The sequence below is a fragment of the Mesorhizobium sp. M0296 genome, assembly GCF_040321675.1.
GTDB lineage: Bacteria > Pseudomonadota > Alphaproteobacteria > Rhizobiales > Rhizobiaceae > Mesorhizobium.
The window spans coordinates 1-13,030 of record NZ_JAMYRZ010000081.1 but is presented as its reverse complement, the minus strand read 5'-3'; the positions used below and the strand labels follow the sequence as shown (position 1 = coordinate 13,030).

Below are 13,030 nucleotides of genomic sequence, written 5' to 3'. Positions count from 1 at the left end.
GCTAAACACGGGGGCTGCGCGGCGGACACGCCGACGTCACCGCAATGCCACGCCATTTTGCAGAACTTGACGCACACAACTCCAGTAGGTGTCAGGGTTTAGTACCTCCACGATTGGGTCGCCGGCCGCCACGCCTTCGTCATCCTAGGGCGGAGCGACGCGAAGCGGAGCGCAGACCCTGGGATCCATGCCGCGACATAAGCCGAGGAAGGCAGCGGTTCAGAATGGCGCTCATATCCACCACGAAGAAGCACTCGGTTCTGGTCGGCCGAGCACTGCCGCCGGGTAACGGCATGGATCCTGGGGTCTGCGCCGCGTCGCTTCGCTCCTTGCTTCGCCCCAGGATGACGAAGGGGGAGATGTTTCGGCCAATCTCCAATTTAGGGCTTTCAAGATCGCGTCGAGGAACCAGCCGCGATCGCCAGCAGCGCCTCGCCGGATAACCTGAGAAAGACCTTCTGCTCGTGACGCTCGGCACCAAATTGGGCATAGAAGCGCAGCGCGCCTTCGTTGCAGTCCTCCGTGGTCAGATCGATACGGCCGATGCTTCGCGCATGCAATTGCCGGCGAGGAATGCCATCAGCGCTCGACCGACACCGCCATCGCGGGCGGTATCGCGCACGAACAGGTCCTTGAGGAACAGCAGCCGCTCGAGATCGATGCCGGGATGCGCGATCGCAACCGAGGCCAGCCCGCAAACTCCACCATCGACGAAGGCGAGCGCAAAATGCGGATAGGATGGGCTTTCGTCGCCAAGCCATTTCTGTGCCGCCGACAAAGCTTGGCTGGCGTCGAGTGGCGGCTGCCGGTAATGCACCGCCATTTCGCAAAGCATGGCGGCGAGTGCCGCCGCATCCCCGGTCGTCGCCCAGCGGACGTCGACCGACACGGGATCAGCCCAGGAACTTGGCGATGATCGCATCGCCCATCTCAGCGGTGCCGACCTCGGTCATCCCCGGCGAATGAATATCCCTGGTACGCAAGCCCTGATCGAGCACGGCGGCGATCGCGCCTTCCAGCCTGTCGGCCTCATCAACCATGCCGAAGGAATAGCGCATGCACATGGCGAAGGAGGCGATCATGGCGATCGGATTGGCGATACCCTTGCCGGCGATGTCGGGCGCCGAGCCGTGCACCGGCTCGTAGAGCGCCTTGCGCTTCTTGGTCTTGACATCAGGTGCGCCTAGCGAGGCCGACGGCAGCATGCCGATCGAGCCGGTCAGCATGGCGGCGATGTCGGACAGCATGTCGCCGAACAGATTGTCGGTGACGATGACGTCGAACTGCTTCGGCCAGCGCACCAGCTGCATGCCCCCGGCATCGGCCAACATGTGATCGAGCTTGACGTCGGCATAGCGCGCCTTGTGCGTCTGGGTGACGACCTCGTTCCACAGCACGCCTGATTTCATCACATTGCGCTTTTCCATCGAGGTGACGTGGTTTTTGCGCGTGCGTGCCAACTCGAAGGCAACGCCCGAAATGCGCTCGATCTCGAACGTGTCGTAAACCTGGGTGTCGATGCCGCGCTTCTGGCCGTTGCCGAGATCGATGATCTGCTTCGGCTCGCCGAAATAGACGCCGCCGGTGAGCTCGCGCACGATGAGGATATCGAGACCCTCGACCACCTCCTGCTTGAGCGAGGAGGACGCCGCCAGCGCCGGATAGCAAATGGCGGGTCGAAGATTGGCGAACAGCTCCATGTCCTTGCGCAGGCGCAAGAGACCGGCCTCGGGCCGCACCTCATAGGGCACCGCATCCCATTTCGGCCCGCCGACGGCACCGAACAGCACCGCGTCCGCCGCCATCGCCTTGGCCATGTCGGCATCGGAAATCGCCGCGCCATGCTCATCATAGGCGCAACCGCCGACCAGGCCCTCATCGGTGGCGAAATCGCTGTCGAGGCTGTCGTTCATGGCGGCGATCAATTTCTTCACCTCGGCCATCGCCTCGGGGCCGATACCGTCGCCGGCAAGCAGGAGAAGATTTTTCGAAGCCATGAGAACCGTCCCAATCGTTTAGCGCATGAACGCGGCCTTGCTAAAGGCCAAGCGGGTTCTGCGCAAGCCCGCGCTTTGCCGCCCGGTGTCGCTACCGGTGCGAAAGGATATTGACCAGCCTGCCGAACGGGTCGCGTACGAAGAAGCGCCGCACGCCCCAGGGTTCGTCCGCCGGACCGTATTCGATGGCAAAGCCGGCCTTTCTCATGCTTTCAAGCGCGTCATCGACGTCGTCGACTTCGATAGAGATGTCCGGCACCGGCGTTCCTGATCCCCCTTCGGCCATGAAACTGACCTGCACGGACATCGTCTCTTGCGAGCCGTAGGTAGCGATCCAGCCCATATCCATCTTGAGATCGAGGCCGAGCACATCCTGATAGAAAGGTTTTGCCGCCGCGATATCCTGCGTGTCTATGTTTGCAACGATGCGCCTGACCTTCACCATGGGCCGATCCTCGTGCTGACCGTGTCGTTGTCGCAACCGTGACAGGCATCAGGCTGTGCGCCGCAGCGCCGTCACCTCGATCTCGATCTTCATCTCCGGCTTGTTGAGCTGACACACGATCATCGTTGCCGCCGGCCTGACCTCGCCAAAGGCCTCGCCGAGGATCGGGAACACCACATCCACGAAAGCCGCATCGGTGATATAGTAATGTGCCCGCACCACATCGGCCATCTCGAAGCCGCCGTCCCCGAGCGCCTTGGCGATCGTCGCCAGGCAATTGCGCGTTTGTGCCTCTACGGTCTCCGGCATCGACATGGTCGCATAATCGTAGCCGGTCGTTCCGGACACGAAACACCAGTCGCCCTGCACCACGGCGCGCGAATAGCCGGCGGTGTTCTCGAAGGGCGAACCGGTGGAGATCAGTTTTCGCATAGGTCCTCCTTTTTTGCAGCGTAGGCGGTTTGGCGAAAGCGGCGGTGACGGCCGATCTCCCCCCAAGTGGGGAGATGTCCGGGGCGCGCGAAGGATCGCGGCAGAACGATCTAATTCGCCGACCCCAGCGCCTTGTCCAGCGCTTCCTTGACGTCGGCCGGCCATGTACTCACCGCTGGCCACGCGTCCGGCTCGGGCTTGTCGCCGCGGCGGGCGAAATAGAGCTTCTGGTTGACCGGGTCAACGGCCATGAAGCCGTCATTGCCGCCGCAATCATGCGGCACGCAGCCGCTGGCAAAAAAGGCGCCCGAAGCGGTCTCCTCAGTACCGCCGCCGACCAGCAGGCTGGTCGCGATGTCGGGCATGTCCTTGCCGAGCAGCGTCTCGGCTAGCCTGTAGACGGCCTCGTTGTGGAAGGCATCAATGATGTTGTCGTATTTCGACGGATCGATGTCTTTCCAGTCGGTGCCCGGCTCCGGCATGTAGGTCAGATTACCGGACGTCGTCAGTCCGTCCGTCGGCGACCATTGCAGCGCCGGCTTGGAATCACCCGGCAGCAGATAGGGCACGAAATAGATGGCGCTGTCGGAGATCGCGGCCGGCGGCGCGCCGCATTCATCCTGCTCGACCGTGGTCGTCTGGATCGTGCCGCCTTCCGGCTTCCACACGATCACCTTGGCCGGGCCGCATTGATTGCCGCCGTCGCCGACATCGACCAGCGCCACCTTGACGCCGCCGACCTCGACGATCTTGTCGAAGAAGACGTCGTAATTGCGCGCCAGTTCCTTGCCGTCGAAGGCGAGCACCCGTTCCCCGTACTCTTCCTCCTGGGTGATAGTCAGTTGGCCGCCCTCGAACGGCATCGGCGCCTGTTTGTCATTGTCGGCTAGGGCCGCATTGCTCAACGCGCCCTGGTCGGCGGCCCCGCCGGACGCATCGTCAGCCGGCACGAGCACCACGTCGGTCTGTGCATGCGCGCCTGCCACCGGCATCAGAATCCACGCCAGCGCGCAGGCCCCGGCAAGAAGCGAACGTGTCATGACTGTTCCCTCCGTTCAGCCGCCACGAACCCGGCCTGTCGCGGCCAGGTCATCGTACCGCTCAGGCCCAGGGGCGCTCAGCAGCGTTCTTCTTCTCGAACGAAGCGATGGCGCCGGCCTTCTCCATGGTCAGACCGATATCGTCGAGCCCGTTGAGCAGGCAGTGGCGCTTGAATTCGTCGAGGTCGAACTTGACCACGCCCCCGTCCGGCCCGCGAATTTCCTTGGCTTCGAGATCGACCGACAGCGTCGCGTTGGAACCGCGCGAGGCATCGTCCATCAGCTTCTCCAGGTCTTCCGCGCTGACGGTGATCGGCAAGATGCCGTTCTTGAAGCAGTTGTTGTAGAAAATGTCGGCGAACGAGGTCGAGATGACGCAGCGGATGCCGAAATCGAGCAGCGCCCACGGCGCATGTTCCCGGCTCGAACCGCAGCCGAAATTGTCGCCGGCGACCAGGATCTGCGCCTTGCGGTAGGCCGGCTTGTTGAGCACGAAGTCCGGGTTTTCCGAGCCGTCGTCCTTGTAACGCATTTCGGCGAACAGGCCGGTGCCGAGCCCGGTGCGCTTGATCGTCTTGAGATAATCCTTGGGGATGATCATGTCAGTGTCGACATTGACGATCGGCATCGGCGCGGCGACACCGGTGAGCTTGGTGAATTTTTCCATGGTTCTTGCCCGTCTTCTTCTCGTTGCGGGGAATTGCTGGCGCCCGGTTTACACAATGCCGCGGGCAAATAAAAGACGGCTGTTTTTGGACTTCCGTCGTCGATCGAAACACAAAATCGGTACAAAACAGCTTCAAAACCACCTGCCCATGGTGCACTTTTGTCGACATGACAACGCGATCCACGATCCTTTACGCCAGCGAACCGGGCCTCGGCATCGCCGAGTTCCGCCGCGTTCTGGTGGAATCCGGCCTCGGCGAGACACGGCCCGTCGATGATCATGCCCGTTTGAAGGCGATGCTCACGAGTGCCGACCTGGTGCTCACCGCGCGCATCGATGCACCGGGCAAGCCGCTGGTTGGTGTCGCTCGCGGCATCACCGACTTTTCCTGGGTCTGCTATATCTCCGAGCTCGCTGTTTCTGCATCGGCGCAAGGGCTGGGTATCGGCAAGGGCCTGATGGATGAGGCACGCCGGCAACTCGGACCTTCCGTTGCCATCAGCCTGATCTCCATACCCGACGCCGTCGGCTTCTATGAGCGTATCGGCATGGAGCGCATGCCCAACGCATTCTGGTTCGGCCGCAAGCGCTGAAATCCACTCCCAGCGACCTCAACCCGCGCATTCTGCCTCTTGACATGCAACCAAATGGTTGCATATTAGAGTCATGAGCATGGATGCTGTCTTTCGCGCCTTGGCCGACCCGACACGCCGGCGATTGCTGGACAGCCTTCATGCCAGGAACGGGCAGACGCTGAACGCGCTGTGCGGTGAGATGGACATGACGCGCCAGGCGGTGACCAAGCATCTGGCGATCCTGGAAGAAGCAAACCTCGTCGCCACCATCCGCAAGGGACGCGAGAAGCAACATTATCTGAATCCGGTTCCCATCAACGAGATCGCCGAACGCTGGATCGGCAAATTCGAGCGGGGGCGACTGGGCGCCCTCGGCGATTTGAAGAAACGCCTCGAAAGGGAAGACTGATGAGCAACATTTTCGTTTATGTCACCTACATCCGCACCTCGCCCGAAAAACTCTGGCAAGCACTGACCGAGCCGGAGTTCCAGCGGCAATATTTCCTCGGCGCCCAGATGCTAAGCGACTGGAAACAAGGTTCGGTGTGGAAGATGGTTTACACCGACGGCCGCGTCACCGACAGCGGCGAGGTCCTCGAGATCGATCCACCCAAGCGCATCGTGCTCAAATGGCGCAACGAGTTCATGCCCGAAGTCAAGGCGGACGGCTACACACGCTGCACCTTCGCCCTCGAGCAGGAGGGCGAGATGATGAAGCTCGCCATCACACACGAAGCCGATGGACCGCACAAGCTGCTTGGCCATGTGGCGAACGGCTGGCCGCTCATCCTGTCCAGCCTGAAGAGCCTGCTCGAAACCGGCAAAGGCCTGTCGCGCCCGGCGTCGAAGGTTTGAGGTCGTTTCGATAGCGAAACGTTCTGGAGGACAGGTGATGCACGGTTCCGCGGTGCACAGCATGACCAATGGCGAGACCGCCGATGTTCGCGCGCCGCCCGAGCGGATCTTTGACGCGCTCGTTACACGCGAGGTCGAGCGCTGGTGGGGGTCCGCCAAGACCTCCCGGATGACCGGATGGACGGCCGACCTCCGCGTCGGCGGCCGCTGGAGCGTCACCGTCGAGACGGCGGCCGGCAGACACCTGCCCGCCAGCGGCGAATTCCTGGAGATCGAAGAGCCGCGCCGGATCGTGCAGACGCGGAGATACGACTGGGACCATCCGACGCTTGGCCGCCGCGAAACCAAAGTCGCCTGGCTGCTGGAGCCGATCGCCGGCGGCACACGCGTCACCATCTGCCATGGCGGCTTCGCCGGCCTCGCTGCTGCCGCGACGAAGCATGCCGAAGGCTGGGCCCGGGTGCTGGGCTGGCTTCAGGCGTATCTTGGTACGGGCGGCTTGGTGGCGGCTCAATCCACCAAGCAACGGTAGCATCCCTTCGCGCCAGCGTTAAATTACATTCAATTCCCGAAACGGCCGCCCGTCGGCGATCCGGCTGTACCCGAACGCCGAGCAATCCACCGTGCGATAGCCGCCATGCACGATCAGTTCGGCCAGCGCCTTGCCGACCGCCGGAGCCTGCTGCAAGCCGTGGCCGGAAAAACCGTTGGCGAAGAGGAAATTGCCGACCTCCGGGTGCGGGCCGATCACCGCGTTCTGGTCGAGCGTATTGTAGTCGTAATGGCCGACCCAGGCGCGCGTCGGCTTGATCGCCTCGAAGGCCGGAATGCGGGTCGCCAGCACCGGCCAGATCACCTCTTCGAACAGCGGCCAGTCGGGGTCGAAGTCGGCGGGGTCGGCCGGTCCTTCGCCCTCTTCCGGCTCGGCGCCGCCGGTGATGTAGACCGAGCCCTCCGGCCGGACATAGATGCCGCTCGGGTCGACCAGCAGCGGCATGTCGTCATATTTTTCGCGCGCCTCGAAGACGAAGACATTGCGCTTGCGCGGCTCCACCGGCAGCGCCAGCCCGGCCATTGCTGCCACCTTGCCGGCATTCGGCCCGGCGGCGTTAACGACGGTGCCGGCCTCGAGCCGCTCGCCATTGTCGAGGGTCACACCGGCGACGCGCTTCCCCTGCCGTTCGATACCGGTCACCGACGCTGTGATGAAATCGATGTTCTTGCTTCGCAGTGCCTTGCGGAACAGCATCAGCATCGCATGCGCGTCGAACCAGCCTTCGCCGCTGCGGCCATAGGCGCCGGCGGAAATGCCCTCGACCGACAGCCACGGAAAGCGGCGGACGAGCGCCTCGGCATCCTCGAGCACGATGTCGGCGCCCTCGGCCATCTGCGCCTCGTGGTTGGCCCGCAGGATCGGCAGCCCGTTCTCGCCGGCAAGGATGAGGTAGCCGCCTTCGCGAAAGCCGATATCGGCGTCCGCGCCAAACTCTTCCCTGAGCCGCCGGAACAGTTTCAGCGTGAATTGCGACAGCCGGATGTTTTCCGGGATCGAGAACTGCTGGCGGATGGAGGCGCAGGACAGCGTGGTCGCGGCGCGGGAAAATTGCGGGTCGCGCTCGACAAGCGCGATCGAGCCCGAAAACCCTTCCTCGCGCAGATAATAGGCGACCGAGGAGCCGACGATGGCTCCGCCGATGATGACGATGTCGTAATGCACCTTTTGGCCCTTCCGATCTGAACCGCCGAGTCACGCCGCCGGCAGGATGATCTCGAAGCGCGTGCCGCTCGCCGAGTCAACCAGCCGGATCGTGCCATCATGCGCTTTCAGGAGGGCCAGCACGATGCCGAGGCCCATGCCGGTGCCGCCGGAATCGCGGCGCGTGGTGAAGAACGGCTCGAAGATGCGGCCTCGGTTGCTGGGCGAGATGCCGGCGCCGTCGTCAGCGACCACGATGGTGGCCTTGCCGTCTGCTTTTGCGGCTGTGACCGATACCAGCGTCGTGCCGTGCCGCGCCGAATTGTCGATGAGATTGGCCAGCACGATCGCCGCGTTTTCGGCCGATATGCGCAGCCCGATCTCGGTGCCCGCCTCGACGCGCACCGCCAGCCTGTCGTCGGCCGGCAGCAGCGCCAGCGCAGCAGTGAGCGACGTGCTTTCGCCGCTGGGCTCGAGATTTTCGGCGCGCGCCAGGTCGAGCAGGCGGCGCACCAGCAGATTGAGCCGGCCGGCATCGGTGACGATATTGTCCGAAAACCGCCGCCGCTCGGCCTCGTCCATCGCGCTGCCTGAATCGCGCAGCAGTTCGGCGGCCCCCTGGATCGCCGTCAGCGGCGATTTGAGCTCGTGCGAGACGTGGGTGGCAAAGGTCTGGATGCCGTCGGAGCGTGCGTGCAGCTTTTCGGCCATGTCGAGGAAAGCAGCAGAGAGTTCACCCATTTCGCGCGTGCCGTGGTGATCGAGCGGCCTGATCGCCGCGCGGTCGCCGGCGGCGATGCGTTTCGTGCGTTCCATCAGCGCATAGATCGGACGGCTGACGGCGCGCAGGAAGACCAGCCCGATCAGCAGCGCGCCGCCGAGGATGGCGATTGCCGCCAGCGCCACCTTGCCGCGCTCGCCATAGAGATGCTTGACGATGTTGTTCGGCGTCCGCGACAGATAGACGACGCCGGCGACCTTGCCGGAGACCGCAACCGGCATGGCGACAAAGACGCGAACCTTGGTGCCGCGGCTGACCGAATAGAGCGGCGGCGACGGCTGGTCGGGAACCCGCAGCCTGAGCGCGCTGGCGTAGCGGCCGGCAAGCGCTGCGCGAACCTCTTCGACAGCCGCGAGCGACAGGCCGGCCTCCTCACGGCCGGCGATGACCACGCCTCTGGGATCGAGCAGCCGGAAGCCGGCGAGCGTGGTCTTCTGCGTCTCGGCAAGAATGCCCGACAGGCGTGCGCCGATTGAAGCGAAGGCGGGATCGGCGCTGGCCGCGGTGGCCGCGGGCCGGGTCGGCAGGATCCCGTCGGACGCAAGATCGAGGCCCGGTTCGATCGGCTGGTAGGGAGAGGCCCGATCGCTGGTGTTGGGTGAAGGCACGGGTGCGCCTAGCTTTTCCGGGGCAATGCCGGCCTCGCGAACCTCTTGCGCATAGATCGCGCCAAGGGCGGCGCCTTGGGCGATCAGCTCGGCCTCGGTCTGCCGGATCAGCTGGTTCTCGTAGAGCCGGAAGAAAAACAGGCCGGCCAGCGGCAGCGCCATCACCATGATCAGGATGGCGATGACGACCGTGGCGAGGCGAGGCCGCCATTTGCTGCCAATCAGTCCTTGGGCGCTCACGCGCCGCATCCGCCCAGCCGAAAACCGACGCCGTGCACGGTCTCGATCGCATCGACGCAGCCGACGGCCGCTAGCTTGGCGCGGATATTGCGGATATGGCTGTCGACGGTGCGGTCTGCGACATGGATATTGGCCGCATAGGCGTTGGCCATCACCATGTCGCGGCCAAGCACATACGCCGGCCGCGCCAAAAAGCCTTTCAGGATCGCGAATTCGATCGACGTCAGCGCCAGCGGCTTGCCGTCGAAGCTGGCTGTATGGCTTGCCGGAACCAGCAACAGTCTGCCATGCGAGAATTGCCGGTCGTCGGCTGGTTCCGGCGTGGGCCGCGCGCGGCGCAGAATGACGTTGACGCGGGCGACCAGCTCGCGCGGGCTGAACGGCTTGGTGACATAATCATCGCCGCCCATCTCCAGCCCGAGGACGCGGTCGATCTCTTCATCCCGCGCGGACAGGAACAGCACCGGCAGGTCGGATGTGTGGCGCAGCCGCCGGCACACTTCCAGCCCGTCCATTTCCGGCATGCCGATGTCGAGCACGACGAGATCGGGCGCATGGCGCTCTATCGCCTGCAAGGCAGCCGCGCCGTCCGGCACCGCCAGCGTTTTCATGCCGGCCTTTTCCAGCGCGAAGCAGATGATTTCGCGAATGTGCGGGTCGTCGTCGGCGACCAGTATGTGGTGCGGCATCAAATCAGCGGCCCGGCATGAAGGGTTCGGACATCGGAGGAACCACGAACGGGCCACGCCTGTCGGGGGCGCGGTTGAGCCGCCAGTCACGAAAGCTCCAGCCCCGCCAGTTTTCCTGGCCGGCGCGGAAGCGTGCTTCGTCCTGTGCATACCAGCCGGCGAGTTCGCGGATGGAGGCATCCTCCGCGGAAACCGTCCTGCTCTGGTGCTGGACGAAGCGATCGACCGCCGGCAAGGCGCCGGGCCCGAGCGAGCGCAGGTACCAGACGTCGAGCTGGGTGCCTTGGCCGGTCATTTCGAAGCAATGGTCGACATTGTAGTTGGCGATCAGCGCGGCAAAGTTGATGAACGGCATAGAGCGTCGCCGATAGCGTCAGAAGATTGGCGGAAAGCAGCCATTCGTTGGACTTTTCGCGCGCGATGCGGGCCATGATCAGGACAAGGCCCGCCGCCACCAGCCCCATCCAGACGAACGCAGCGACACGCCAATAGGTCAGCGCATAGATACCGATATAGAGATCGAGCCGCAGGATCGACGAGATCACCAGGAGGATGTTCTGCGCCACCCAGGCATAAACCAGCCGGCGGATGAGCGGATCGCCGGAGGTCGCACTTCCCGGCCGCAGCGCCGCCAGCACGAAGCCGGCAGCCAGCAGCGCCGTGACGATCAGCGGATAGGCGCCGCGATGCGCGTAGGCGGCATAGGTCAGCCCGTCGGGAAGCGCGATGCCGCCCCACAGATAGGTGGCGTCGAGTGCGCTCTGCACCGCGAACAGGATGTTGAAGACGACGAGCGCGCGGAGGATAGCGGCCTTGCCGAAGACGATGTCCTCGATGGTGGTCCTGGTGGCCGGCGTCGCCGGTGCGCTGGCTGGCGACACCCTGCGGCGGCGGAGAAAGCGCGGCAGGCGCGGCCGCAGAAAGGCCCAGACGCAGGCAAGCACGAACAGCCAGAAGGCGAGACGTGGCAGCTGGACGAGTTCGAGCAGTGCCATCAGGTCGATCAGCGAGAACCAAGGCGCACGCGCCGCCGGCCAAGCCGCCGCGCCGCCCTGCGCCAGCGGAAGAAATCAAGGACGAGCCGAAATGGCGTTGCAAGCAGGAACAGCGAGAGTTGGCCGGCAATACGGGCAAGGCCGCGCCGCAACCGTCCGACCAGTGAAAGCGCGAAGATGGCCGTCGCCGCCAGCGCGATCGAGACGGACAGTGCGCTGACATTTTCCACAAGCGGCAGCAGCGCCATAAACAGCGCAACCGGCTTGAACCGGAACCTGCCATCGTTGAAGGCACCGAGAGGATGGACAGCCATGCTCGCTGCGGCAATCGCAACGCCGAACAGGAAAAGCGTGATGCCCGCCGGTTGGCCATAGAAGAAAAAATCGGCCAGCGCGGCGAGCAGGACGGCAACGCCGAAGCGGTTGCAATAGCTCGGCGCCGCCGAGAGGAATACTATCATGATCGGGCTTTCTCGGCGGCTTTGATGCGGCCGGTGGGCGGGGATTTCCGGACGAAAGGGAGGAGGTTTACCGAAGTCCGGGGCGGATCGACGAGCCACCAGCTTTCGCGGCGAAGCCGGTACGGCAGGGACCAACGGGAGTTCGTTTGCTCTTGCATGCCGCCCTTGTCGCATTCGGTCGGGTGGCAAGCGGGGCGGAGACGAGGAGATTTTCCGAAATTGCGTGCAGTTTTTATGCACGGCTTGCCTCGGCCGGCTGCAGACGGCATAGATCGGAGATGACCAGCGAAAGCTACCGCCCGCGCCGCTCGGTGCTTTACGTCCCGGCTTCGAACGACAAGGCGCTGGCCAAGATCCAATCGCTGGCCTGCGATACCGTCGTCATCGATCTCGAGGACGCCGTCGCCCCGGCCGACAAGTCTTCCGCGCGCGAAAAACTGGCGGCGATTTTCGCCGGCCGTTCCAACCGGCGCTGCGAGATGGTGGTGCGCATCAATGCGCTGTCGAGCGAATGGGGCGGCGCCGACCTGCTGGCCGCGGCAAAATGCACGCCCGACGCCATCCTGCTGCCCAAGGTCGACACGCCGCGCGACATTCTCGAGGCCGGCGACGTGCTCGACGACAATTTTATCGCCGACGAAGTCAAGCTGTGGGCGATGATCGAGACGCCCAAGGCGCTGCTCAATATCGGGCCGATTGCCGAGCTGGGCCGCGATCCGGCCTCTCGACTGGCTTGTTTCGTTGCCGGAACGAACGACCTGGTCAAGGACACCGGAATTCTCGCCACGCCCGATCGGCGCTATCTCGTTCCATGGCTGATGCAAATGGTGCTCGCCGCGCGTGCCGGCGGCCTCGACCTGCTCGATGGCGTCTTCAATGATTTTCGCGATATGGACGGGTTTGCGCGCGAGTGCACGGAAGCGGCCGCCATGGGTTTTGACGGCAAGTCGCTGATCCATCCGGCCCAGATCGAAGCCGCGAACCGCGCCTTTGCACCGTCGCCCGAAGCAATAGCCGAGGCGCGCGCGGTCAAGGATGCCTTCGCGCTCGCCGAAAATATCGGTAGGGCGGTAGTTGCGCTGAACGGCAAGATGGTCGAGCGGCTGCATCTGGCGCAGGCCGAAAAACTGCTGGCGAAGGCCGCCGCTGTTCGCGCATGACTAACGTAACTGACGACAGGATTGAAGAATGAAACTCTACCGCTTTCTGTCCGGCCCGGACGATGCCAGCTTCTGCCACAAGGTGACGGCGGCGCTGAACAAGGGCTGGCACCTGTTCGGCTCGCCGACCTATGCCTATGACAAGGAGGCCAAGACCATGCGCTGCGGCCAGGCGGTGGTGAAGGACATCGAGGGCCAGGAATACGGCCCCGACACCAAGCTCAGCGACTGGTAGGGAGGTTCGCTGAAGCGCTCGTCCTTCGTCATCCTAGGGCGTAGCAGTCGCGAAGCGACGTCGCGGAGTACCCTAGGATCCATATGTGGACGGCGCCCTGCCTGCAACGGTTGTTTTGCGTCGTTTTCGATCGCTTGCGTCCATATGTCCGGCC

16 protein-coding genes and 1 pseudogene are annotated in these 13,030 nt (G+C 64.0%); 6 read left to right on the top strand and 11 right to left on the bottom strand.

The features are described from left to right. Positions 1–526 precede the first annotated feature (526 nt). The 6 genes from NKI97_RS34910 to leuD form a co-directional block, all read right to left on the bottom strand. Positions 527–889 carry a GNAT family N-acetyltransferase gene (locus NKI97_RS34910; protein ID WP_352838551.1) on the bottom strand — a complete coding sequence of 121 codons (363 nt, stop codon included), beginning with the start codon at positions 887–889 and terminating at the stop codon, positions 527–529. Between the two features lie 4 nt (positions 890–893). After that, a complete protein-coding gene (gene leuB / locus NKI97_RS34905; RefSeq protein WP_352707636.1) occupies positions 894–1,997 on the bottom strand; it encodes a 3-isopropylmalate dehydrogenase in 1,104 nt (367 codons plus the stop codon). Between the two features lie 91 nt (positions 1,998–2,088). Continuing rightward, positions 2,089–2,439, bottom strand: a complete 351-nt coding sequence (locus NKI97_RS34900; RefSeq protein WP_352838552.1) for a VOC family protein — start codon at positions 2,437–2,439, stop codon at positions 2,089–2,091. Between the two features lie 51 nt (positions 2,440–2,490). Further along, positions 2,491–2,874 carry a RidA family protein gene (locus NKI97_RS34895; RefSeq protein WP_352838550.1) on the bottom strand — a complete coding sequence of 128 codons (384 nt, stop codon included), beginning with the start codon at positions 2,872–2,874 and terminating at the stop codon, positions 2,491–2,493. 110 nt (positions 2,875–2,984) lie between these two features. Further along, on the bottom strand, positions 2,985–3,914 hold the full coding sequence (locus tag NKI97_RS34890; RefSeq protein WP_352458325.1) for an Ivy family c-type lysozyme inhibitor: 930 nt from the start codon (positions 3,912–3,914) through the stop codon (positions 2,985–2,987). A gap of 61 nt (positions 3,915–3,975) precedes the next feature. Next, a complete protein-coding gene (leuD, locus tag NKI97_RS34885) occupies positions 3,976–4,581 on the bottom strand; it encodes a 3-isopropylmalate dehydratase small subunit (RefSeq protein WP_352450224.1) in 606 nt (201 codons plus the stop codon). 167 nt (positions 4,582–4,748) lie between these two features. Between leuD and NKI97_RS34880 the strand changes: the two genes are divergently transcribed. From NKI97_RS34880 to NKI97_RS34865, 4 genes are all read left to right on the top strand, one after another. Further along, entirely contained in the window at positions 4,749–5,174 is a 426-nt protein-coding gene (locus tag NKI97_RS34880) for a GNAT family N-acetyltransferase (protein ID WP_352450225.1), read from the top strand. 79 nt (positions 5,175–5,253) lie between these two features. Further along, the gene (locus tag NKI97_RS34875) at positions 5,254–5,565 is read left to right on the top strand and encodes an ArsR/SmtB family transcription factor (protein ID WP_352450226.1); all 312 of its coding nucleotides are present in this window, start codon (positions 5,254–5,256) and stop codon (positions 5,563–5,565) included. After that, on the top strand, positions 5,565–6,011 hold the full coding sequence (locus NKI97_RS34870; RefSeq protein WP_352838549.1) for an SRPBCC domain-containing protein: 447 nt from the start codon (positions 5,565–5,567) through the stop codon (positions 6,009–6,011). The genes NKI97_RS34875 and NKI97_RS34870 overlap by 1 nt, the downstream gene beginning before the upstream one ends. Positions 6,012–6,048: 37 nt before the next feature. After that, positions 6,049–6,543 carry an SRPBCC family protein gene (locus NKI97_RS34865; RefSeq protein ID WP_352838548.1) on the top strand — a complete coding sequence of 165 codons (495 nt, stop codon included), beginning with the start codon at positions 6,049–6,051 and terminating at the stop codon, positions 6,541–6,543. Positions 6,544–6,561: 18 nt separating this feature from the next. Here the strand turns inward: NKI97_RS34865 and NKI97_RS34860 are convergent, their stop codons facing one another. The 5 genes and pseudogenes from NKI97_RS34860 to NKI97_RS34840 all read right to left on the bottom strand — a co-directional run bounded on the left by NKI97_RS34860 (position 6,562) and on the right by NKI97_RS34840 (position 11,481). Further along, positions 6,562–7,728 (bottom strand): NAD(P)/FAD-dependent oxidoreductase, encoded by a 1,167-nt coding sequence (locus NKI97_RS34860; protein WP_352450228.1) that lies wholly within the window; start codon positions 7,726–7,728, stop codon positions 6,562–6,564. A gap of 30 nt (positions 7,729–7,758) precedes the next feature. Beyond that, complete coding sequence (locus NKI97_RS34855) at positions 7,759–9,345, bottom strand: ATP-binding protein (protein WP_352450229.1); 1,587 nt, start codon at positions 9,343–9,345, stop codon at positions 7,759–7,761. Beyond that, positions 9,333–10,025: a response regulator transcription factor gene (locus NKI97_RS34850; protein WP_352450230.1), complete on the bottom strand. Its 693-nt coding sequence runs from the start codon at positions 10,023–10,025 to the stop codon at positions 9,333–9,335. The genes NKI97_RS34855 and NKI97_RS34850 overlap by 13 nt, the downstream gene beginning before the upstream one ends. 4 nt (positions 10,026–10,029) lie before the next feature. After that, positions 10,030–11,020: pseudogene (locus NKI97_RS34845) on the bottom strand (DUF4153 domain-containing protein). 8 nt (positions 11,021–11,028) lie between these two features. Next, the gene (locus NKI97_RS34840; protein ID WP_352838547.1) at positions 11,029–11,481 is read right to left on the bottom strand and encodes a hypothetical protein; all 453 of its coding nucleotides are present in this window, start codon (positions 11,479–11,481) and stop codon (positions 11,029–11,031) included. Positions 11,482–11,759: 278 nt separating this feature from the next. Here NKI97_RS34840 and NKI97_RS34835 point away from each other — a divergent pair, with 278 nt between their 5' ends. Then, on the top strand, positions 11,760–12,641 hold the full coding sequence (locus NKI97_RS34835) for an HpcH/HpaI aldolase/citrate lyase family protein (protein WP_352458329.1): 882 nt from the start codon (positions 11,760–11,762) through the stop codon (positions 12,639–12,641). 28 nt (positions 12,642–12,669) lie between these two features. Beyond that, positions 12,670–12,876, top strand: a complete 207-nt coding sequence (locus NKI97_RS34830; RefSeq protein WP_352458330.1) for a DUF1737 domain-containing protein — start codon at positions 12,670–12,672, stop codon at positions 12,874–12,876. Positions 12,877–13,030 lie beyond the last annotated feature (154 nt).

Excerpts from the sequence above, each read along its gene's own strand:
- NKI97_RS34855 (WP_352450229.1), bottom strand. The coding sequence starts at position 9,345 with ATGCGGCGCGTGAGCGCCCAAGGACTGATTGGCAGCAAATGGCGGCCT.
- NKI97_RS34850 (WP_352450230.1), bottom strand. The coding sequence starts at position 10,025 with ATGCCGCACCACATACTGGTCGCCGACGACGACCCGCACATTCGCGAA.
- NKI97_RS34895 (WP_352838550.1), bottom strand. The coding sequence starts at position 2,874 with ATGCGAAAACTGATCTCCACCGGTTCGCCCTTCGAGAACACCGCCGGC.
- NKI97_RS34835 (WP_352458329.1), top strand. The coding sequence starts at position 11,760 with ATGACCAGCGAAAGCTACCGCCCGCGCCGCTCGGTGCTTTACGTCCCG.
- NKI97_RS34870 (WP_352838549.1), top strand. The coding sequence starts at position 5,565 with ATGAGCAACATTTTCGTTTATGTCACCTACATCCGCACCTCGCCCGAA.
- NKI97_RS34890 (WP_352458325.1), bottom strand. The coding sequence starts at position 3,914 with ATGACACGTTCGCTTCTTGCCGGGGCCTGCGCGCTGGCGTGGATTCTG.
- NKI97_RS34875 (WP_352450226.1), top strand. The coding sequence starts at position 5,254 with ATGGATGCTGTCTTTCGCGCCTTGGCCGACCCGACACGCCGGCGATTG.
- NKI97_RS34840 (WP_352838547.1), bottom strand. The coding sequence starts at position 11,481 with ATGATAGTATTCCTCTCGGCGGCGCCGAGCTATTGCAACCGCTTCGGC.
- NKI97_RS34830 (WP_352458330.1), top strand. The coding sequence starts at position 12,670 with ATGAAACTCTACCGCTTTCTGTCCGGCCCGGACGATGCCAGCTTCTGC.
- leuD (WP_352450224.1), bottom strand. The coding sequence starts at position 4,581 with ATGGAAAAATTCACCAAGCTCACCGGTGTCGCCGCGCCGATGCCGATC.
- NKI97_RS34880 (WP_352450225.1), top strand. The coding sequence starts at position 4,749 with ATGACAACGCGATCCACGATCCTTTACGCCAGCGAACCGGGCCTCGGC.
- leuB (WP_352707636.1), bottom strand. The coding sequence starts at position 1,997 with ATGGCTTCGAAAAATCTTCTCCTGCTTGCCGGCGACGGTATCGGCCCC.
- NKI97_RS34865 (WP_352838548.1), top strand. The coding sequence starts at position 6,049 with ATGCACGGTTCCGCGGTGCACAGCATGACCAATGGCGAGACCGCCGAT.